Source organism: Amycolatopsis sp. cmx-11-51 (genome assembly GCF_047608665.1).
Classification (GTDB): Bacteria; Actinomycetota; Actinomycetes; order Mycobacteriales; family Pseudonocardiaceae; genus Amycolatopsis.
On sequence record NZ_JADNQO010000003.1, the window covers coordinates 500,890 to 518,500 of the forward strand.

Sequence of the window (17,611 nt, forward strand, 5' to 3'; positions counted from 1 at the left end):
GCTTGGCTCAGCCGTCGAGCGCGGCCGCCCACTGATGTCGCGAAAGTGGCTTTCGCGACACCAAGGGGGCCGACAGTAGGTACCCAAGCAACCCCTGACTCCAGCTCGAATCGCCACTCAAGACCACCCCGACCCACCCCTCTTCGGACACTTGACGAGACCAGGCCCGGATCGCCAAGAGCGGCGTTGAACGACAGTCGCGCGACTTCGCCGGAGTCCTCGCGCCCGGCGCAAGGAAGGGGACCTTCATGTACTTCAGGCCAGAGGGCGACCCGCTCGCGCGGTCAACGCCACTCAAACCCCTTGGCTGAAAGGTTCAGCGCAGCGGGCCACGCTGGAAAGGCACCCCGGGACGGGCGAGCGCGTGCAGCGGCGCGCACCAGGGCTGCGCGGCTCCCCCTGTGCGGGTGGCCTGCCAGGAAGCCTCCGTGCCCGCCTCGGGCAACAGGAGCGTGGCGAGCTCCCCGGTCAGGCTCTCCTGCTGGTCCTCGGTGAGATTCCGTTGGTGCGAAAGCAGATGAAGGAGTTCGACCGCGGGCTCGGCGGACAGCGTGCCGACGTTGTCGAGTAGCCACTGTGGGATCCATGCCGCGGTCAGTTCGTCCCCCGCCTGGAGAAGCTGCTCGGCGACGCGATCCGCGGGTGCGCCGGAGCCCGCCAAGGTCTCGGCGATCTCCTGGTGCAGCACGGCGCGGATGGCGGGCGGGGTGTTCGCGGCGAACACCGACCGTTCCAAGGGGACTCGGAACCGCAGGTGGTCTCCCTCGGTTTCCAGCACGCGGGCGGCGAGCGCCTCCTCGACGACCCGGATGAGCGCCCGCGGTTCGCGGCCGGTGACGCCCGCCAGGTCGGCGACTGTGAACGACGAGCCGAGCAGTGCGGCCGAATTCAGCGTTCGCTTGCACGGCAAGGAAAGCGTGGCGAGGTGATCGTCCACCGCGGCGGCGATCCGGCTGTGCGGCGCGGTGCTCGTGTCACGGTCGCCGGCGAACTCGGCGAACAGTTCGCACAGGTATCCGGCGTTGCCGGCGGTGTATTCGGCCGCGAACCCCAGGAACACCTCGCCGGGGTCCCTGGCCAGGGACTCCGCGGCGAGCGCGGCGACGCCCGCACCGTCGAACGGCGGCAGCGAGACGATCTCGCCATCGAGTCGCGAACGGAGGACGTCGAGCGTGCGGCGCCGGGGGAGCGGGCGCGCGGAGCCGATCAGCAGCAGAGGCAGGTGCGCGGTGAGCCGGTGAAGCCGCTGCCAAGCGAGCAGGCTCTCCTCGTCGGCCCAGTGCAGATCTTCGAAGACGAGTACCCGTGGCCCGTCTTCGCACAGCTCGGTGACCGTCTTGTCGAGACTTTCGAGCGCTTCGCCGCCGAGGCAGTCGGCGATGAGGCTGAGCGGGACCGCACTGGTCAGTTCGTCGGCTTCAACCCAGCTCGTCCGGTTTCTCGCCGTGGCGAGAGCCTCCGCCAGCAGCGCGCTCTTGCCACTGCCGGCCTCGCCGTCCAGCCACACCGTCCCGCCGCGGCCTTCGTCCATCAGGGTGGACAGGTGCCGTCGCAGGCGGCCCAGTTCGAACTCGCGGCCGACGAAGGCGGACGGCCGTTCGGGCAGGGCCGGCGTCGGCCGGTGGCGTCCCGGCTGGTCCTGGTGGTGCAGCGAGGGGTCGCCGTCCAGGACCCGCTGTCGTAAAGCCAGCAGTTCCTGGCCGGGTTCGAGGCCGGACTGCTCGATGATCGTCTCGCGGGCGCGGTCGACCGCGGCCAGAGCCTCGGCTTGCCTGCCGGACCGGAACAACGCGGTGACCAGCATCCGGTGCGGCCCTTCGCGCAACGGATGGCGCTCGACCAGCATGGCGAGCTCGCCGACGAGTTCGCGGTTGCCGCCCAGGTGCAGCGCGACCTCGGCCCGGCGTTCGAGCGCGCTCATCCGCAGTTCGTTCAGCCGGGCGCGCTGGGTTTCGGCGAACGGGCCGGGCATCCCGTTCAGCGCGGAACCCCGCCATTGCTCGAGCGCGGAGCGCAGCGACTCCAGTTCCCGCTGGTGCGCACCGGCGAGCCGGTGTGTGCGGGCCCGTTCCAATTCGGCTTCGAAGACGTAAACGTCCACCTGCTGCCTCGGCAGGTCGAGGCGGTAGCCCGCACGGGTGGCGACGAGCGGCTCGCCCACGGGCTCCAGCGCGCGGCGCAGCGCGGAGATGTAGGTGTAGACGATGCCGGTGGCGCTGTCCGGGGGCCGCTCGCCCCAGACGGCGTCGATGATCTCCTCGCGTGAGACGAACCGGCCGGCGTGAAGGGCGAGCGTGGCGAACACCGCTTGCCGCTGAGCGGGGCCCAGGGGGATCTCGCCGGCGCTGTGCCAGGCGGGGGATCCGCCCAGCAGTCGCACCGTCAGCGAGGGAACCTCGTCCATGACCTGCCGCCTGTGCGTCCGACTTCGAAAGAGCGTACCGCCCGGCGAAAACCCTAGTGGCGCCGTTGTGGGGTTCGCAATCAATCGGGCAGCCGACGTGTGGGTTTCGTCTGCCGGTCCTGAGACACGCCGCGTTTCGCCAGGACACCGCGGTTCCGGCCGCGAACGGGGTCGAGTTGGTTGCCCGTTCATATGGGTTTCAGGATGCGGACAGGTGAGGGGCGACAGGGCAGACCCCGGCGTTCTCGGGGGCAGCGTGCCGTCCGGCCATGGTAGATGCCATGCGTGGCTGTGCATGCTGGGTCGGTGAGCCAGGATCAGGAGCGATTCGCCGGGGATGTCCTGCTCGGCCTCGCCCATAACGGCAGGTTGGTGCTCGACGCCGACGAGGCCGAAGCACGCGTCGCCGAGCTTCGGCGGACGCTGGCCTACGGGTACGCCCTGCTCGCCGACCCGGATTACACCGGGCCCGAGGACAGGCTCCGTGAAATCCTGGACGAGCTTCCCAAGTACGTGGAGGCGTTTCAGCAGGCCACGAAGTCCTTCACGCCTCGTTGAGAACTCGTGGAGAGTTCGTGAAGAGCTTCTTCGCAGACTGTGTCCCATCCGACTGGGGCGGCGGATCAAGCGGAGGGGACGAACGTGGACACGGAAACCCGACAGATCACCGTGGCGGTGCACGCGCCCGATCCGATCACCACTGCCGGCCTGGCCAGTCAGCTGGGCACGCAGCTGGGGATCGAGATCCGGGACTGGGAGCAGCGCGCCGAGACCGAGGTGCTGGTGTTCGCCGCCGAGTGGCTGACACCGGAGATCGTGCTGTGGCTGCGGCGGCTGGCCGCCGAGGACGGCAAGCCGGTGGTGCTCGTGGTGAGCCAGATCGGCGAGGCGGAACTGGTGCCCGCCATCGAATGCCGGGTGGTGGCGGTACTGCCGCGCTCCGCGACGACCGGCGAGCGGCTGGCACACGCGGTCCGCGCGGCGGCCTCCGGCGGCGGTGTGCTCCCGCCGAGCCTGCTCGGCGAACTGCTCAAACACGTCGAACGGCTGCAACGTGAGGTGCTCGACCCGATGGGCGTCAACACCGCCGGGCTCACCACCCGGGAGATCGACGTGCTGCGCCTGATGGCCGACGGGAAGGACACCGTCGAAATCGCCGGTGAACTCAGCTACTCGGAGCGCAGCGTCAAGCACATCATCCAGGGCATCACCGGACGCCTGAACCTGCGGAACCGGCCGCACGCCGTCGCCTACGCGGTGCGGGCCGGGGTCATCTAGAGTCGCGTGATCCTGCAGGTCTTACCCGTGATCAGACGGCGATCTCCGGAGATCGCCGTCCAATCACGCGTAACCGCCGTCTGATCACGCGAGATCGCCGTCTGATCACGCGAGATCGCCGTCCGACGAACGAAACCCAACGTCAAGCAAGCAGGATCACGCGACACTAGCCCGTCGGAATGGCGACGCCCCTGTGCCGAACACCGAACTCACGTGCTCAAACGCGGACTCGCGTGCTTGGACGGACAGCCGCGAGTTCCGCCTTCAAGCACGTGAGTTCGGCCTCAGATCAGGCCGGCGCGGATGGCGGCGGCCACCGCCTGTGCCCGGTTCCGCAGCTCCAGCCGCCGCTGGACCCGGTACAGGATGTTCTTGATGGTGCGCTGGGAATAGCCCATCGCCGCGCCGATCTCCGCGGTCTCCCTGCCCTCCGCGATCAGCCGCAACACGCGGAGCTCGCGTTCGTGGAACAGTGAAATCCCGTCCGCCGAGACGTCGTACCCGGCGGCCAGCCCCTCCGGGGAGGTCGCGACCGCCGTCCGCGCGGCCAGCACCTCCGCGATGAGCCGCGCCGCTCCGGCCTCCCGGTGCGGTAGCAGACAGCGCACCCCGGCTGTCGCGGCCGCGTGGTGGCCCGCCGGTGGCAGCGGCCCGGCGATCAGCACGCCGGGCAGGGCGCCTTGTTCGGCCACTGCTCGCCGGAGCACCGGGAGTTCGTGTTCGACCGGGTCCTCGGCGACCACCAGTACGTCCGCGCCCCGGACGCCGGACGGCACCACCTCGAGCATCGCGGCGGGCGACAGCATGCCGACCAGCCCCGCCAGGGTGACCGGGTCGGCCGAGTAGACGGCCACCCGGACGTGCCGCGCGTTCACGAGACGTATCGCTCGTTCTCGGCGACCGTCTCCTGACGGCCGCCGGGGGGCTCGATCCCGTTCTCCCGCATCAGGTTCCGCAGCCGTGCACGGTACCGGGGCGCGTCCGTCGAGCCGAGCACTTCGTATACCTCGGTGAGCACCGCGGGATCCGTCGCGCCGTGCCGCACCAGGCGTTCGGCGGCGACGGCCAGTTCGAGCGGCTGCGCGCGTTCGCGGGCCAGCCACAGGCATTCGACGGCGGGCTCCTCGCCGAGGCAGGCCCGGATCAGGTGGCGATGCAGCAGCACCCGTCCGGTCGGCATCGCGGAAGCGAGGTCCTCCAGCGCGTCGAGTGCCTTCTTCGCCCCGACCCGGTCGTTCGCCCGCAACGCCAGTTCGGCGAGGTCGGCCCAGGCGATGTCCGTGCCGACGGCGAGTCCGCGGGTGGCCGCGTGCAGGCGGTCGGCGGCGCGGCCGGTTTCACCCGAGGCGATGTCGATCCTGGCCGCCGCGACGTCGAGCAGGTGCGCCAGCGTCGGTTCCGTGGCGCGGCCGGCGGCCAGCAGGTCCCTGGCCGCGGTGAATCGTCCCTGCGACAGCAGGACCGTCACGGTCGACAGGTGCATCGCGGCCGATCCGATGTCGTAGCCGCGCCGTGAACGGTCGGCCACGCCGCGGTGGGCGAAGTAGACCGCGCGGGAGGAATCGCCGCGCATGGCCGCGAGCATCGAACGTTCGCTGTCCCGCAGTCCGGTTTCGGGGAAGTCCTCGTCGGACAGCAGCCTTTCCGCGCGCGCCCGTTCGCCGAGCACCAGCAGCGCGGTGACGTACGAGGTGGTCTGGTCGTCCCGGTGCCGCCTCGCCGTCCTCAACGGCCATCGCTCGCGTTCGGTCAGGTTCGCACCGAACCGCGCGGAGCGGCCCGCCCAGAGTTCGGCCAGACCACCGAAGAGTTCGCCCAGCATCGCGGAAACCGTCGATTCGGTGCGCCACGAATCGTTCCCCGCCAGCAGTGCCGCCGCTTCGCCCCACCTGTCGAGCAGGCTCAGCGCGATCGCGCTCGACGCCACCGACCAGTCCGGCGGGTTCGTGGCGATCCTCGCCAGTTCGGCCGTGTCGCCGGAGTCGTGCAGCGCGCGGACGACGCTCGACTGGGCTTCCTGCACGGCGTCGGCGGAAAGGCACGCCAGGATCTGCTCGGTCACCTCGTCCACGTCTGACATCTTGAGGCGGACCGAGCGTCCGCGATGTGCCGTCCGGCGGGTTCTGGCCCGTAGGGACGCTGGGTCCGCCCGAAAGCCGCGACCGGATGTGCGCCGCGCGGGACGGGCGCGATCCGGTGCGGTGCCGTCCCAGGAGGGTGATGGGACGGCACCGAATCCAGGACTGCACCGGCGCCGCACGGCCGCATGGGGTGGCGGACGCGCCGGCGCCGCGACCGGGCAGGGCATGAGCCCCTGGTCCGTCACCGGCCGCATCACCGACGCTAGCGTGGTTCGGCGCCGGTGCGGCGGATTTCGGACCGCAAGGTCCTCGGCACTGACCGAAAGGGCAGCGCGGGCGTCAGGGAAGCTCCCGCATCGCGGTACCGAAGAGAAGACATTCCGGTGACGTGCCAGGTACCGCCCACACCTCGCGATCGCCCTTCAGCCGAGTGGCGCCTTCGCCCCTGCCGATCGGGCTGGAATCCCCAGGATTCGAGGATTCGCCGGGCGGGCGAGTCGAACAGGACGCACCGATCGTCATCGGTCACCCGGAGCAGGGCACTGAAGGAAACCCGTACCGGGGGGCGTCAGGCCGCGAGTGGTCCGAAGACGAGGGTGCCCGGCGCCTCGGCGTCGTCACCCGCCCAGAATTCCAGCCACAGCGCGGCGAACTCGTTCCGGGACAGCATTCCGTCGCCGTCGGAGTCCAGCACCGGGAACGTGGCGTCGGTGTCGGTGGGGCGGCCGTTCCAGACCTCGATCAGCTGGCGGTACTCCACCGCGGAGATCAGGCCGTCCCGGTTCTCGTCGATCGCGTCGAACATCGCGTCGGCGGTCGCGGTCACGGCCTCGGGCGTGTCCGGCAGCTTGTCCACCACCAGCAGGACTTCGTCGAGGGTGACCTTGTTGTCACGGTTCAGGTCCGACGTCGTGAGCAAGGTCGTCCACCAGCTCAGCATGATGCCGGTCAGGCGCTGCTCGTCACCGGGCCCGCGCACTCCCGCCCAGCGTTCGGCCAAGGCTTGAAAGTCTTGCTCCTGCAGGAAACCGTCGCCGTCGAGGTCCATCGCAGCGAAGACACCCGAGATCTTGCGCCGCTGCAAGTCGCTTGCCATGCGTCCGAACGATAGGACCGGATGCCCTAGCGCACATCGGCCATTCAGGGCCACGGCGGACCACGATCGGGGGACGGCCGGGATCATCTCCCGGCGAGCGCCCTGAGGATCTTGCCCAGCGCGGACTGCGCCACCGCCGAGGTGTACGGGCCGACGGCGACCAGCGAGGCGATGAGCGCCGAGGCTTCGCCCGGGGTCAGCGAGAGCGGCGGCAGCACGGGCCGCGCGTCGATGCCGTAGCCGCCGCGAGGGCCACGGCGGATGGTGATGGGAACGCCCGCTTCGCGCAGGCGGGTGATGTCGCGTTCGACGGTCCGCAGGCTCACCCCGGTCGCCGTCGCGAGGTCCGCGCCCGCCACCCGGCGCGGCGCCCGCACCCGCAGCAGTTCGATGATCGCGTGCTGCCGTTCGACCAGCGGTGCCGCCTGGTGCAACTGGGTCATCCCCGCGATTCCCCCGGAACCGACCAACCGCTGGCTCATTCCCGCTCTCCTCGAATTCGAATAACCGACCCGGCTCTGACGTCTATTGGATCTTAGGCTGATTTTCCCTTCTCATGATCGGATTTCGATGCCTTCACCTTTCGCTTTCCCCGGCGACTTCCGGCGCCTGTGGATCGGTCAGACGATCAGCGCGTTCGGCGACAAGGTTTCACGGATAGCGTTGCCGACGGTCGCCCTGCTCGGTCTCGGCGGGACAGCCTGGGATGTCGGACTGCTGGCCGCGCTGCGGTTCGTGCCGTTCGTGCTGATCGGTTCGGTGGCCGGGGTGTGGGTCGACCGGCTCTCACACCGCGGCACGATGATCTGGGCCGACGTCGGCAGGCTGGTGGCGATGGGGTCGATCCCGGTCGTGTCCCTGTTCGGCGTGCTCACACTCGGCCAGTTGTTCGTGGTCGCCGGGGTGGTCGGCGTTCTGACGGTCTTCTTCGAAGTCGCCGCCCAGTCCTGTCTGCCGGTGCTCGCCGGACCGGACGGGATCGTGGCGGGCAACGAACGGCTGCAGACCTCCCGCGCGGTCGCCGAGGTCGGTGGCGCGGCCGCCGCGGGCGGGCTGATGCAGATCCTCGGCGCCGCGCTCACGATCCTGGCCGACGCCCTGTCCTTCCTCGCTTCGCTGGTGTCACTGCTGCTGATGCGGCACCGCGAGTCGCCCGTCGTCAAGCCGGAGAAACCGCGGTCGGCGCTGGCGGAGGCCAGGGAGGGGCTGGCGGTGTTGCTGTCCGACACCCGGCTGCGCAATCTGATGTTCGCGAGCACGACGGTGAATCTCGGCGTTGCGACGGCGAACGCACTCGTGCTGGTCTTCGCCTACGACCAGGGAAAGCTGAGCCCGGGTGCCGTCGGCCTCGCGTTCGCGATCGGCACGGTGGGCCTCATCCTGGGCGCGGTGTCGTCCGGCGCGATCGCCGGCAGGCTTACCCTCGGCCGGACGTTGGCGACTTCGATCCTGCTGACCGGCCTGGGTTTCCTGCTGTTACCCGTAGGCGGGCAAGGCGCCACGGCTGACCATGTTGATCGTGAGTCAGTTCCTCATCGGTTTCGCCGACTCGGTCTTCAGTATCCACGTGCTCAGCCTGGTCCAGCGCATTACGCCGCCGGAGATGATGGGCCGCGTCAACGGTACCGCGCTCTCGGTGGTCTACGGCACCGGAACACTCGGTGGCCTGGCCGCCGGCTTCGTCGGCACGGTCTTCGGGATCTTGCCAGGACTGGTGGCGTCGGCCGGAATCATCTGCTGCGGCGCGGTGTTCGTCCTCGTCAACCCCTTGCGGACGATTCGGGACGGAGCGGACGAGGAGGTGCGCCGACCGGAGCGGGGGAGCGTCACCAGAGATGGGGCACGCCGAACAGCTTGTTGATCAGCACGGCGAGCGGTGCGATGAACACGACGCCCATGAGAAATTCGATTACTCCTTTTCGCCGGGTGGTCGAAATGGGCTCCGATGCGAATTCGTGGAGTCGGTCAGGTGTACCGCGCGGATTCGGGACCGCCGCCCGATGAACAGGGTCGAAGGTATGTATAACGCCCTATGCGGGCGGACGTCTGCCTGGCGGCACCCCGTGTCCACCGGCAAGATGGACAGGTGACGGAATCTGGGGCCAGGAGCGACGAGGAGTTCCGCGATCAGGTGCCGGCCGAACCCGGACGGCTCGTCGGGCTCCGGAAACAGCTGACGGCGTGGCTCACCGGCCTCGGCCTGGACAGGGAGCGGCGGGAGGACATCGTCCTGGCGAGCAACGAGGCGCTGGTCAACTCCGCCGAACACGCCTACCGGGACGGCCTGGACGGCGTCATCGACATCCACGCCACCTCGAACCGGGACGGGATCAAGATCGTCGTCACCGACTACGGGAACTGGAAGCCCGCGAACCCCGCCGACACGATCCGCGGCCGAGGCCTGGTGCTGATCGCTCGGTTGGCGGATCACTCCGACTACCGGTACCGGGGCGACGGCACCACGGTGACCATGACCTGGACGACCGACCTTCCGGGAGGAGACAGATGACCGCCGAGATCGAGCGGGCCGCGCACGCCTACTGTCCCGTGTGCACTCCGGATCCCGGCCGTGGTGACCTGGTCACCGCGCTCTGCGGGGCCACCCGTCCCTACTGGGGCCGACGCGAGCGGCCGGTGAACAACTGTCCAGCGTGTGAAGCCTTCGCCGCGAACGCGGTCTACCCGTGCGGCCACACCGGTAGCGAGCGATAAGGGCTTGATCGTTAATTTCCGTGGCGTTCGGGGTACTAGGTGTTCGCGAGATCCCCGACGGTCCGCAGAGAACAGGGAGGTCCCCGTGCCCACCGATCAGGCTTCTTCCGTGGTCGCCAAGGTCCTGTCCCTGGACGTCGTCGACGACCTGACCGACCTGGCGCGGGTACGGGCCTGGGCGCGTGCGGAACTGCGGGACCTCGCCGGAGAGGACCTTGCGGACACCATCCTGGTTCTGGACGAACTGGTGTCCAACGCCTTGCGGCACGGGAAGGGGTCGCGGCGGGTGCGCCTGCTGCGGCAACCCGGCCGGCTGCGCATCGAGGTCGACGACTCCGGCAGGACACCCGCTGTCCCGCGTCCGCCCTCGGACAACGGTGGACGCGGCTTGGCTCTCATCGACGCCTGCGCGGCGACGTGGGGTCAGGATCCGCGCGACGACGGCAAGACCGTGTGGGCCGAGCTCCGCGTGGCTTGACGAACTCAAACGTGTCCGTTGCCACGTCGAGCAGGTCGTTTCGAGATCGATCCGGCGGGTACCCAGAAGTAGCGGACGACAACGAATGGAGGCCTGATGAACGACAAAGCCGAGAACAAGGTCGAAGAAGTCAAGGGCAAGGCCAAGGAAGCGGTCGGAAACGCCACGGACAACGAGCAGTGGCAGGCCGAAGGCAAGGCTGAGCAGGGCAAGGCCAACGTCAAGCAGGCCGGTGAGAAGCTCAAGGACGCCGTGAAGGGCGTTCGGGACTGACCTCGTGGTCAAAAAGGGTCCGCCTTCGGGCGGGCCCTTTTCTGCGTGCGGAGACCCGGCGGCCACCCGGGTTTCGCCTTGAGCGGAACGACCCGCGCGGGCTCCGGCCCGCTGTCAGGATGGCCGTATGGCCGACATTCTCCCTTTCCAGCAGAGGCGCGCGGATCCCGAGCCGGAACCGCTGTGGCGTGACGTGCTGGGCCAGAGCCTGCGCGCGGCGAGGGAGGAACAGGGCGGCCGCCTCATCGACATCGCGGAACGCGCCGGCATCTCGCCGCAGTACCTCTCGGAGATCGAGCGCGGCCGCAAAGAGCCGTCCAGCGAGATGATCGCCGCGGTCACCGGTGCGCTCGGGATCGATTTCGCGGATCTGCTCTTCGGTATCGCGGGAACGGTCCGGCGGGGCGGCAGCACGGGTCTCGCGGTCGGCCGTCGTCCGGCGGGACCCGTGCTCATGGCCGCCTAGTCCCGACTGTCGAGCACGCTGTCCGCGAGCCCGTAGGCGACGGCGCCCGCCGCGTCGAACACGCGGTCCCGGTCGGTGTCGTGCCGGAGATCCGAGACGGCGCGGCCGGTGTGCGAGGACAGGATCTCCTCGAGCTGCGTCCGCACTCGCACCACCTCGTCGGCCTGGAGGATGAGGTCCGGGATGGTGCCGCGGCCCTGAGCCGCCGGCTGGTGCAGCACCACCCGGGTGTGGGGCAGCACGAACCGGCGCCCTGCCTCGCCCGCGGCCAGCAGGATCGCGCCCGCCGCGACGGCCTGGCCGACACAGGTCGTCGCCACCGGCGCCTTGATGAAGCGCATGGTGTCGTACAGCGCGAGCATCGCGGACGGGTCGCCGCCCTCGCTGTTGATGTAAAGGTTGATCTCCTGCTCCGGGTTGTCCGCCTCCAGGTAGAGCAGCTGGGTGATCAACGCGTTCGCCACACCGGAGTCGATCGCGGTCCCGAGGTAGATGATCCGCTCCGACAGCAGATGCGAGTAGACGTCCATGATCCGCTCGCCGGCGGGACTGCGGGAGATGACGTTGGGGATGGTGTAGGTGCTCATGCGCCGACAGTCCTTTCCGAGCCGAGGCCGAGTTTGTGGGTGCGCACGGGGACGACCTGGTCGAGGCTTTCGACGATGTGGTCGATGAACCCGTATTCGCGCGCCTGGTCCGTGGTGAACCAGCGATCGTGCAGGGAGTCGGCGAAGATCCGCTCGATGGGCTGCCCGGTGTCGTCGGAAATCAGGCCGAGCACCGTGTCCCGCGTGTAGCGCAGGTCGTCCGCCTGCACCTCCACCTCGACGGCCGAGCCGCCGATGCCCGCCGAACCCTGGTGCATCAGGATCCGCGCGTGCGGCAGGGCGAACCGTTTACCCTTGGCCCCCGCCGACAGCAGGAACTGCCCGGCACTGCACGCCAGTCCCAGCGCGAGGGTGGCGACGTCGCACGGCACGAGCCGCATCACGTCGCGGATGGCGAGCATCGAGGGGACCGAACCACCCGGCGAGTGGATCCACAAGGCGATGTCCTTGCGGGGATCCTCGCTCGCCAGCGACAGCAGCTGGGTGGTGAGCACCGTCCCGTTGTCGTCGTCGAGCGCGCCGTCGAGGACCAGCACGCGCTGGCTGAAGAACCGTTCCCGGAGGCGTTGGTCGAAGAGTGGTTGCTTCTCGTAGTCGCTCATGCCCCGACCCTGCCGCCGGGGACCCGCCGTCCGCCGGTTTCTCTGCTGTGAGCGGATCAGCCCACAGCAGGACGCCGGGCCGGGACGAACCAGACGGCGAGCGTCAGGACGACGACGGAGGCGAGGGCGACGAGATCGAGGGTGAGACCCGGTTGCAGCGCGCGGGCGAAGTACTCCTGCTCGTCGTCGGTCGCGTTCAGCAGAAGCACGCTGAGCAGCGTCAACCCGGCGGAAACGCTGATCATGACCTGCCCGGGGCGGACCCTGGCGAGCAGGAGCGCACCGCCGGCCACCGAAAGCACCCCGGCAAGGACGATGCCGACACGGGCGATCAGGAGCGGCGGGTACAGCAGGTCGAACAGGTAGTACACCCGGTGGATCAGCATCGCGTCGCCCAGCAGGAAGAAACCGAGCAGCATCCCAGCCACCCCCGCCAGGATCGCGAACACGGAAGGCATGGTCAGGCCGGGTGCGGGCCGCGGTGGCACGGGCAGGACGGGCACCGGATGATCGGTGACCCGCGCCAGTAGCGGCCGCGCCTGGTCCGGGAGCATCCGCGCTCGCGGTGATTTCGCCAGCAGGCCCTTGATGAGCGCGGCCAGCGGTCCGTGGGTCCGGACCGGCCGTGGCTCATCGTTGATCACCGCATACAGCGTCGCCGCGAAGTTCTCCCGGTGGAAGGGATTCCCGCCCTCGCTCACGCTGAGCAGCGTCACTCCGAGCGACCAGAGGTCGGAGTGAGGAGTGGCTTCGTGCCCCGCGATCCTTTCGGGGGCGAGGAAAGCCGGTGAACCGGTCGGGTCGAGCCCGAAGCCGGTCAGTTTCACCGTGCCGTCCTGGCGCACCAGGATGTTCGCGGGCCGCACGTCACCGTGCACGATTCCCGCCGTATGCGCGGCTTCCAGCGCGCCGAGCACCTGACCGCCGATACCGGCCAGCGCACTCGGGGACAGCGTGCCGAGGTCCCGCAGAGGCCGACCCTCCGGGAGTTCCGTCACTAAGAACGCCGCCCCGTCCTCCGCCTCCGCCACATCGTGGACGGTTTCCGCCGAAGGATGATTCAGGGCGACGAGAGCTTCGCGGCGGAGCTGTTCGAAGGCCGCGGCCGATGGCAACGCCCTGAGCGCGACCTGACGACCATTCGACTCGTCCTCAGCTCGCCACAGCACGGCCGTCCCGTCGCGACCCAGCTCTTCGAGCAGGGTGTAGCGCCCGGCGATCGTGCGTGAAACTGCCGTCACAGTTCGTCTCCTCGATCCCGCAGTGTCTTCGACGCACGCTAACCGGCGATCATGAAAAACCGATGAAATGGCCGATCATCCATAATGGACGGATTCGGCTGGATATATTCACAGCCATGCTGAGCTTGGCGGCGCTGGTCGCGGACCCGGATCTCGAACTGCGGGTGGTCGTCCCCGGCCGTGACGGGGCACTGGCCGAGCAGGTGCTGTGGGTGCACAACACCGAGCTGCCCGACCCCGCGCCGTACGTGCGCGAGCGCGAGGTCGTGCTGACCAACGGCCTGTGGCTGGACCGCACCGGCCCGGCGGACTTCGTCGAACGGGTGGTCCGCGCGGGAGCGGCGGGGATCATCTTCGGCCTGCGCGTGGAACAACGCGACACTCCGGCGGCGCTCGCCGAGGCGTGCCGGGAAGCCGCGCTGCCCCTGCTGGAGATCTCGATAGCGGTGCCGTTCACGGCGGTCACCCGCGCGGCGGCGGCGATCCAGGCCAGGGGCAGGCAGAACGCGCTGATGTCGCTGGTACGGCGAGGGGACGAGCTGACCTCGGCCTTGTCGAGAGGCGACGGCGCTTCCGGGGTGCTCGCGGTCCTTCGCCGGGAGCACGAGCTTCCACTGGTGGTCGTGGACCGGATGGGTCGCGAGCTGGCGGCGGCCGGTGCCGAGCTGGACGCCGGACAACTGCGCGCCGCGGCGGAGGCCTTGGCCGGTCATCCGCCGCCGTTGGAGGCGGAGCTGGGCGCGGGGACGCGGGCGGCGCTGTTCCTGGTCGGCGCGATCGGCGACGCGGACGCCGTGCTGCTCTGCCTGCGCCCAGCGGCCGAGCTGACGCAGGGGGAGCGGGACGCGCTGGAGCAGACCGCCCGCTACCTCAGCCTGGAGGTGGCCCGGCATCAGGCGGTGCAGGCCATCGAGATGCGGTTCGCCGTCGAGTTGCTGGACATGGTCCTCTCGGGCGCGCAGCGCGTCGCGGAGGTGCCCGGCAGGCTGCGTGCTTTCGGGGTCGATCCGGACGGGCCGCTGACGGTGCTCGCGCTGGCGTTCGCGGGCGACGACGACACCGCGACCCTGCCGGGGATGGCTGAGGCCGTGACGGATTTCCTGCTGGCGGACGGGTTGCCCGCGGTCGTGGCGGCGGGCAGCCGGGACGTCGTGGCGGTGCTGCCATGGCGTTCGGGAACGCAGTCGCCCGCTGCCTTCGCGCCCCGGCTGGCGGCGGCGGTGTCGCATCGGTTCGGCGGCGGGCGCGTCGTGGTCGGGTTGGCCGACCCCGTGTCCGGCGCGGCCGAACTGCGCACGCCGCTGTCGCGCAGCCGCGAAGCCTGCCGCGTGCTCCGCGGCAGGCGCGGCGGGCCGGTGGCGGCGAGTTTCGCCGAACTCGGCAGCTATCGGCTGCTGCTGGAGTCGCACGACGAGCAGTGGCGGCACACTTTCGCCGAGGCCCTGCTCGGCCCGCTGCGCGAGCACGACCGCGCCCGCGACGGCGACCTGGAGACGACCCTGCGGGCGTTTCTCGACCACGACGGCCAGTGGGCGGCCACCGCCGCCGCCCTTTTCGTGCACGTCAACACCTTGCGTAACCGGCTGGCCAAGGTCACCGAGCTGACCGGCCGCGACGTCGGGCGCACCGCGGACCGGGTCGACCTGTTCCTGGCGCTGGAAGCGGCTTCGATGTCGACTGACTAGCTTGAATTGCAACCCGCCCGCAGGTTGGAACTCAAGCTAGTCCGGGTAGACCGCCGGGTCGATCTCCAGGCGTCGCAAGGGTTCCGCGGGCAGAGCCGGGTCGGCCAGCGCCGCGGCCGCCACGTCCCGGCACCGGGCGAACCGGACGTCGCCGAGACCGAGCCCGAACTCGATGAGCGCCCGTACGGCGGCCAGCCGTCCCGGCCTGCCCGATAGGAACGGGTGCAGGCACAGGTTGAACAGGCAGTGGTAGCGGCGCATCGCGTCCAGCTCCGCGCGCCACATCTCCAGTACCCGCACCGGTGAGGTGATCACCGAGCCGATCTGCGGCGCGGGAAGGAACGCGTACTGCTCCCAGTCGTCGAGCGACCAGTGCACCGGCAGCTCGGCGATCCGGCCCGCCTCGGTTTCGATGAGGTACGGCCGGTCGTCGGCCATCAGCGACGAGTCGTAGCTCAGCCCGTACTCGGCCACCAGCCCCGGAGTGTCCCAGGTGGACTCCCAGCCCGCCGCGCGATGCCCGCTGATCTCGATGCCCTGGCTCGCGAAGACCGCCATGCCGCGCTCGAAATCGGCCCGCTGCTCGGCCGCGGTCATCGCGGTCGGCGGCCGGTGGCTGTAGGAGTGGTGGGCCACCTCGTGGCCGCGCTCCACGATCGCGGCGGCCAGGCCGGGCCGCTGTTCGGCGACCCAGCCCGGTACGAAGAACGTCGCCGGTACGGCCAGTTCGTCGAGCAGGTCGAGGATGCGCGGCACCCCGACCCGTGGCCCGTACGCCTGATGCGACATGGTCGACAGGTGCTCGGCGTAGCCCCGGCCTCGCGCGAGGATCGGGGACTCCGCGTCCACGTCGAAGGTCAGGGTCGCCACCGCGGCCGCGCCGCCGTGCCAGCTGGTTTCCGTCACGCTTGCCGACTCTCCCGCCAGCGGCGCGCGTTCGCCACCGTGACCGTCGGGGAGACCATCGCCCGGTCGAATTCTTCCAGGGGTTCCGCCGCGGCGACGCGGGCGGGCAGATCGGGGTTGGCCAGCGCGCCGTGGCCGAGTGAAAGCAGGTCGGCGTGCCCGCCGGCGAGCACCTCGTGCGCCTGGGTGAGGTCGTGCATCCCGCCGTTCGCGATCACCGGCAGACCGGTGACCCGCCGGGCGAGGGAGGTGAGCGTGCCACCGCCGGCCAGCCTCGCCGTCTCCAGCCAGTTCCGGCCCTCGCTGGCGATGTGCAGGTAGCCGGCACCCGCCTCGGCGACCGCCGCGAAGATCACCTCGGCGTCGTCGCGGCCGCCGGGCCAGCGGTAGGTGAAGTCGTTGACCTTCGTCTGCGACAGCCGCACCCCGGTCAGCAGATCCGGCACGGCTTCGGCGACGGCGGTCACGACGCGGGCGGTCAGTCGGATCCGGTTGGCGACCGGGCCACCGTATTCGTCGGTGCGCTGATTGGTGTAGTCGGTGAGGAACTGGTCGAGCAGGTAGCCGTTGGCCGAGTGCACCTCGACGCCGTCGAACCCGGCCTGACGGGCGCGTTCGGCCGCCGCCGCGAAGCCTGCGACGACGTCGTCGATCTCGGCGGGGGACAACTCCCGGGGTACGGGCCACGGCCCGGAACCGCCGTACGCGCTCATCTTCTCCCCGCGTGGCTGGACGGCCGACGGGCCGACGGTGTGGTCCTGATGCGGATTTCCCTGGGTGATCGCCCCGGCGTGCATGAGCTGGGCGATCATCCGGCCGCCCGCCGCGCGCACTCCGGCGGTGACGACGCGCCAGCCCGCGACGTGCTCGTCACCCGCGAGGCCCGGCTGGTTGAGATAGCCCTGGCTGGCCGCGGTGTCGGGGTAGGTGCCCTCGCTGAACACCAGGCCGAAGCCGCCGCGGGCGAATTCGGCGTAGTAGTCGGCCATCTCGCCGGTCGGGGTGCCGTCGGGCCGCGCCGAGACGCGGGTCATGGGGGCGACGGCGTAGCGATTGCGCAGCGCCAGGCCGCCGAGTGTGATCGGGGCGAGCGCGGGATGGGCGTGTTCGACGGTGGTGGTCATGACAGGGTTCCTCCATTGTGGACGGTTTCGATGGCGAGCGGGGAGAGTCCGGCGTCGCTGATGCTCACGAGATCCTGCGGGCAGGCGGAGACCACGACCACGCAGTCCAGTTCGGCCCACAGGGTCACCGCGTCGCCGGGCAGGGAAGACGCGGTGAGCCAGCTCAGCCGCCCGTCCTCGCCGACCGGGATTCGCATGAAGACGTTGATCGGCTGTGGGGTCGGACCGGTGAAGCTCAGTCCGGCTCCGGCCAGCGCCTCGCGCAGGTTCTCCGCGCAGGACCGGTGTTTCTGAGCCCCCAGCGCGGCGTACCTTGCCGGGTCGCAGGCCGGGATGAGCATGTCGTGCTCGCCGGGGGAGGTGTCCTCGACCAGGGTCAGGATCGGGCGGCGCCGGTCGGTCACGAAGGACTCGCCGAGGGTGGGGAACAGCCGGTCGATCGCCGCGCGAGTGTGCGCCGCGCTGTGATGCTCGGCCAGTTCGCGTCCGCTGTCCTTGAACGCGAACACGTCACCGACCTGGCCTCCTTCGACGTCGATCACTCGCACGAGGTCACCCGCGGCCACTCGCACGGCCCGGGCGGTCCCCGGCGGTACTTCCGTTCTGGTCATGTCTTCAGCAAACCGGTTCGGGCGGGCTACGTGCCATGGAGGAATC

20 protein-coding genes and 1 pseudogene are annotated in these 17,611 nt (G+C 70.0%); 10 read left to right on the forward strand and 11 right to left on the reverse strand.

The window, feature by feature from the left end; genetic code table 11:
• Positions 1-316: 316 nt before the first annotated feature.
• A complete protein-coding gene (locus tag ACM6LU_RS15760) occupies positions 317-2,404 on the reverse strand; it encodes a BTAD domain-containing putative transcriptional regulator (protein ID WP_414938414.1) in 2,088 nt (695 codons plus the stop codon).
• Positions 2,405-2,710: 306 nt separating this feature from the next.
• Here ACM6LU_RS15760 and ACM6LU_RS15765 point away from each other — a divergent pair, with 306 nt between their 5' ends.
• Both ACM6LU_RS15765 and ACM6LU_RS15770 read left to right on the forward strand, forming a co-directional pair.
• Positions 2,711-2,962: a hypothetical protein gene (locus tag ACM6LU_RS15765; protein ID WP_414938415.1), complete on the forward strand. Its 252-nt coding sequence runs from the start codon at positions 2,711-2,713 to the stop codon at positions 2,960-2,962.
• Between the two features lie 84 nt (positions 2,963-3,046).
• Positions 3,047-3,682: a helix-turn-helix transcriptional regulator gene (locus ACM6LU_RS15770; RefSeq protein ID WP_414938416.1), complete on the forward strand. Its 636-nt coding sequence runs from the start codon at positions 3,047-3,049 to the stop codon at positions 3,680-3,682.
• Between the two features lie 284 nt (positions 3,683-3,966).
• Here ACM6LU_RS15770 and ACM6LU_RS15775 read toward each other — a convergent pair whose 3' ends face one another.
• The 4 genes from ACM6LU_RS15775 to ACM6LU_RS15790 form a co-directional block, all read right to left on the reverse strand.
• The gene (locus tag ACM6LU_RS15775; RefSeq protein ID WP_414938417.1) at positions 3,967-4,557 is read right to left on the reverse strand and encodes a helix-turn-helix transcriptional regulator; all 591 of its coding nucleotides are present in this window, start codon (positions 4,555-4,557) and stop codon (positions 3,967-3,969) included.
• The gene (locus ACM6LU_RS15780) at positions 4,554-5,753 is read right to left on the reverse strand and encodes a hypothetical protein (protein ID WP_414938418.1); all 1,200 of its coding nucleotides are present in this window, start codon (positions 5,751-5,753) and stop codon (positions 4,554-4,556) included. The genes ACM6LU_RS15775 and ACM6LU_RS15780 overlap by 4 nt, the downstream gene beginning before the upstream one ends.
• Positions 5,754-6,331: 578 nt before the next feature.
• On the reverse strand, positions 6,332-6,859 hold the full coding sequence (locus tag ACM6LU_RS15785) for an EF-hand domain-containing protein (RefSeq protein ID WP_414938419.1): 528 nt from the start codon (positions 6,857-6,859) through the stop codon (positions 6,332-6,334).
• An 83-nt stretch (positions 6,860-6,942) separates the two neighbouring features.
• Positions 6,943-7,341 carry a helix-turn-helix transcriptional regulator gene (locus tag ACM6LU_RS15790; protein ID WP_414938420.1) on the reverse strand — a complete coding sequence of 133 codons (399 nt, stop codon included), beginning with the start codon at positions 7,339-7,341 and terminating at the stop codon, positions 6,943-6,945.
• Between the two features lie 88 nt (positions 7,342-7,429).
• On the opposite strand from ACM6LU_RS15790, the pseudogene ACM6LU_RS15795 reads away from it, so the two are divergent.
• The 7 genes and pseudogenes from ACM6LU_RS15795 to ACM6LU_RS15825 all read left to right on the forward strand — a co-directional run.
• Positions 7,430-8,233, forward strand: a pseudogene (locus tag ACM6LU_RS15795) (MFS transporter); the annotation flags it as partial.
• A gap of 136 nt (positions 8,234-8,369) precedes the next feature.
• Positions 8,370-8,720, forward strand: coding sequence for a hypothetical protein (locus tag ACM6LU_RS15800; protein ID WP_414938583.1), 351 nt, complete (start codon positions 8,370-8,372; stop codon positions 8,718-8,720).
• 225 nt (positions 8,721-8,945) lie between these two features.
• Entirely contained in the window at positions 8,946-9,368 is a 423-nt protein-coding gene (locus ACM6LU_RS15805) for an ATP-binding protein (RefSeq protein WP_414938421.1), read from the forward strand.
• Positions 9,365-9,571, forward strand: a complete 207-nt coding sequence (locus tag ACM6LU_RS15810) for a hypothetical protein (RefSeq protein ID WP_414938422.1) — start codon at positions 9,365-9,367, stop codon at positions 9,569-9,571. The genes ACM6LU_RS15805 and ACM6LU_RS15810 overlap by 4 nt, the downstream gene beginning before the upstream one ends.
• A gap of 85 nt (positions 9,572-9,656) precedes the next feature.
• Positions 9,657-10,049 (forward strand): ATP-binding protein, encoded by a 393-nt coding sequence (locus ACM6LU_RS15815; RefSeq protein ID WP_414938423.1) that lies wholly within the window; start codon positions 9,657-9,659, stop codon positions 10,047-10,049.
• A gap of 96 nt (positions 10,050-10,145) precedes the next feature.
• The gene (locus tag ACM6LU_RS15820) at positions 10,146-10,322 is read left to right on the forward strand and encodes a CsbD family protein (protein ID WP_414938424.1); all 177 of its coding nucleotides are present in this window, start codon (positions 10,146-10,148) and stop codon (positions 10,320-10,322) included.
• A 127-nt stretch (positions 10,323-10,449) separates the two neighbouring features.
• Positions 10,450-10,788 (forward strand): helix-turn-helix domain-containing protein, encoded by a 339-nt coding sequence (locus tag ACM6LU_RS15825; RefSeq protein WP_414938425.1) that lies wholly within the window; start codon positions 10,450-10,452, stop codon positions 10,786-10,788.
• On the opposite strand, the gene ACM6LU_RS15830 is transcribed toward ACM6LU_RS15825, so the two are convergent.
• The 3 genes from ACM6LU_RS15830 to ACM6LU_RS15840 are packed head-to-tail and all read right to left on the reverse strand — an operon-like array spanning position 10,785 to position 13,239.
• Positions 10,785-11,375: a ClpP family protease gene (locus tag ACM6LU_RS15830; RefSeq protein WP_414938426.1), complete on the reverse strand. Its 591-nt coding sequence runs from the start codon at positions 11,373-11,375 to the stop codon at positions 10,785-10,787. The two genes, ACM6LU_RS15825 and ACM6LU_RS15830, sit on opposite strands and share 4 nt — an antisense overlap.
• Positions 11,372-11,998: a ClpP family protease gene (locus ACM6LU_RS15835; RefSeq protein ID WP_414938427.1), complete on the reverse strand. Its 627-nt coding sequence runs from the start codon at positions 11,996-11,998 to the stop codon at positions 11,372-11,374. The genes ACM6LU_RS15830 and ACM6LU_RS15835 overlap by 4 nt, the downstream gene beginning before the upstream one ends.
• A 56-nt stretch (positions 11,999-12,054) precedes the next feature.
• Entirely contained in the window at positions 12,055-13,239 is a 1,185-nt protein-coding gene (locus ACM6LU_RS15840; RefSeq protein WP_414938428.1) for a serine/threonine-protein kinase, read from the reverse strand.
• Positions 13,240-13,355: 116 nt separating this feature from the next.
• Between ACM6LU_RS15840 and ACM6LU_RS15845 the strand changes: the two genes are divergently transcribed.
• Positions 13,356-14,924 (forward strand): PucR family transcriptional regulator, encoded by a 1,569-nt coding sequence (locus tag ACM6LU_RS15845; protein ID WP_414938429.1) that lies wholly within the window; start codon positions 13,356-13,358, stop codon positions 14,922-14,924.
• Positions 14,925-14,960: 36 nt separating this feature from the next.
• Here ACM6LU_RS15845 and ACM6LU_RS15850 read toward each other — a convergent pair whose 3' ends face one another.
• The 3 genes from ACM6LU_RS15850 to ACM6LU_RS15860 are packed head-to-tail and all read right to left on the reverse strand — an operon-like array spanning position 14,961 to position 17,565.
• Positions 14,961-15,830, reverse strand: a complete 870-nt coding sequence (locus ACM6LU_RS15850) for a polysaccharide deacetylase family protein (RefSeq protein WP_414938430.1) — start codon at positions 15,828-15,830, stop codon at positions 14,961-14,963.
• Positions 15,827-16,954 (reverse strand): NADH:flavin oxidoreductase, encoded by a 1,128-nt coding sequence (locus ACM6LU_RS15855; RefSeq protein ID WP_414938431.1) that lies wholly within the window; start codon positions 16,952-16,954, stop codon positions 15,827-15,829. Before ACM6LU_RS15855 ends, ACM6LU_RS15850 begins: the two co-directional genes overlap by 4 nt.
• Positions 16,951-17,565, reverse strand: coding sequence for a DUF1989 domain-containing protein (locus tag ACM6LU_RS15860; RefSeq protein ID WP_414938432.1), 615 nt, complete (start codon positions 17,563-17,565; stop codon positions 16,951-16,953). The genes ACM6LU_RS15855 and ACM6LU_RS15860 overlap by 4 nt, the downstream gene beginning before the upstream one ends.
• Positions 17,566-17,611: the final 46 nt, after the last annotated feature.

Bases quoted from the DNA above. Each gene is read 5' to 3' on its own strand.
- ACM6LU_RS15825 (WP_414938425.1), top strand. From the start codon at position 10,450: ATGGCCGACATTCTCCCTTTCCAGCAGAGGCGCGCGGATCCCGAGCCG.
- ACM6LU_RS15810 (WP_414938422.1), top strand. From the start codon at position 9,365: ATGACCGCCGAGATCGAGCGGGCCGCGCACGCCTACTGTCCCGTGTGC.
- ACM6LU_RS15860 (WP_414938432.1), bottom strand. From the start codon at position 17,565: ATGACCAGAACGGAAGTACCGCCGGGGACCGCCCGGGCCGTGCGAGTG.
- ACM6LU_RS15845 (WP_414938429.1), top strand. From the start codon at position 13,356: ATGCTGAGCTTGGCGGCGCTGGTCGCGGACCCGGATCTCGAACTGCGG.
- ACM6LU_RS15830 (WP_414938426.1), bottom strand. From the start codon at position 11,375: ATGAGCACCTACACCATCCCCAACGTCATCTCCCGCAGTCCCGCCGGC.
- ACM6LU_RS15800 (WP_414938583.1), top strand. From the start codon at position 8,370: ATGTTGATCGTGAGTCAGTTCCTCATCGGTTTCGCCGACTCGGTCTTC.
- ACM6LU_RS15835 (WP_414938427.1), bottom strand. From the start codon at position 11,998: ATGAGCGACTACGAGAAGCAACCACTCTTCGACCAACGCCTCCGGGAA.
- ACM6LU_RS15855 (WP_414938431.1), bottom strand. From the start codon at position 16,954: ATGACCACCACCGTCGAACACGCCCATCCCGCGCTCGCCCCGATCACA.
- ACM6LU_RS15760 (WP_414938414.1), bottom strand. From the start codon at position 2,404: ATGGACGAGGTTCCCTCGCTGACGGTGCGACTGCTGGGCGGATCCCCC.
- ACM6LU_RS15785 (WP_414938419.1), bottom strand. From the start codon at position 6,859: ATGGCAAGCGACTTGCAGCGGCGCAAGATCTCGGGTGTCTTCGCTGCG.
- ACM6LU_RS15820 (WP_414938424.1), top strand. From the start codon at position 10,146: ATGAACGACAAAGCCGAGAACAAGGTCGAAGAAGTCAAGGGCAAGGCC.
- ACM6LU_RS15790 (WP_414938420.1), bottom strand. From the start codon at position 7,341: ATGAGCCAGCGGTTGGTCGGTTCCGGGGGAATCGCGGGGATGACCCAG.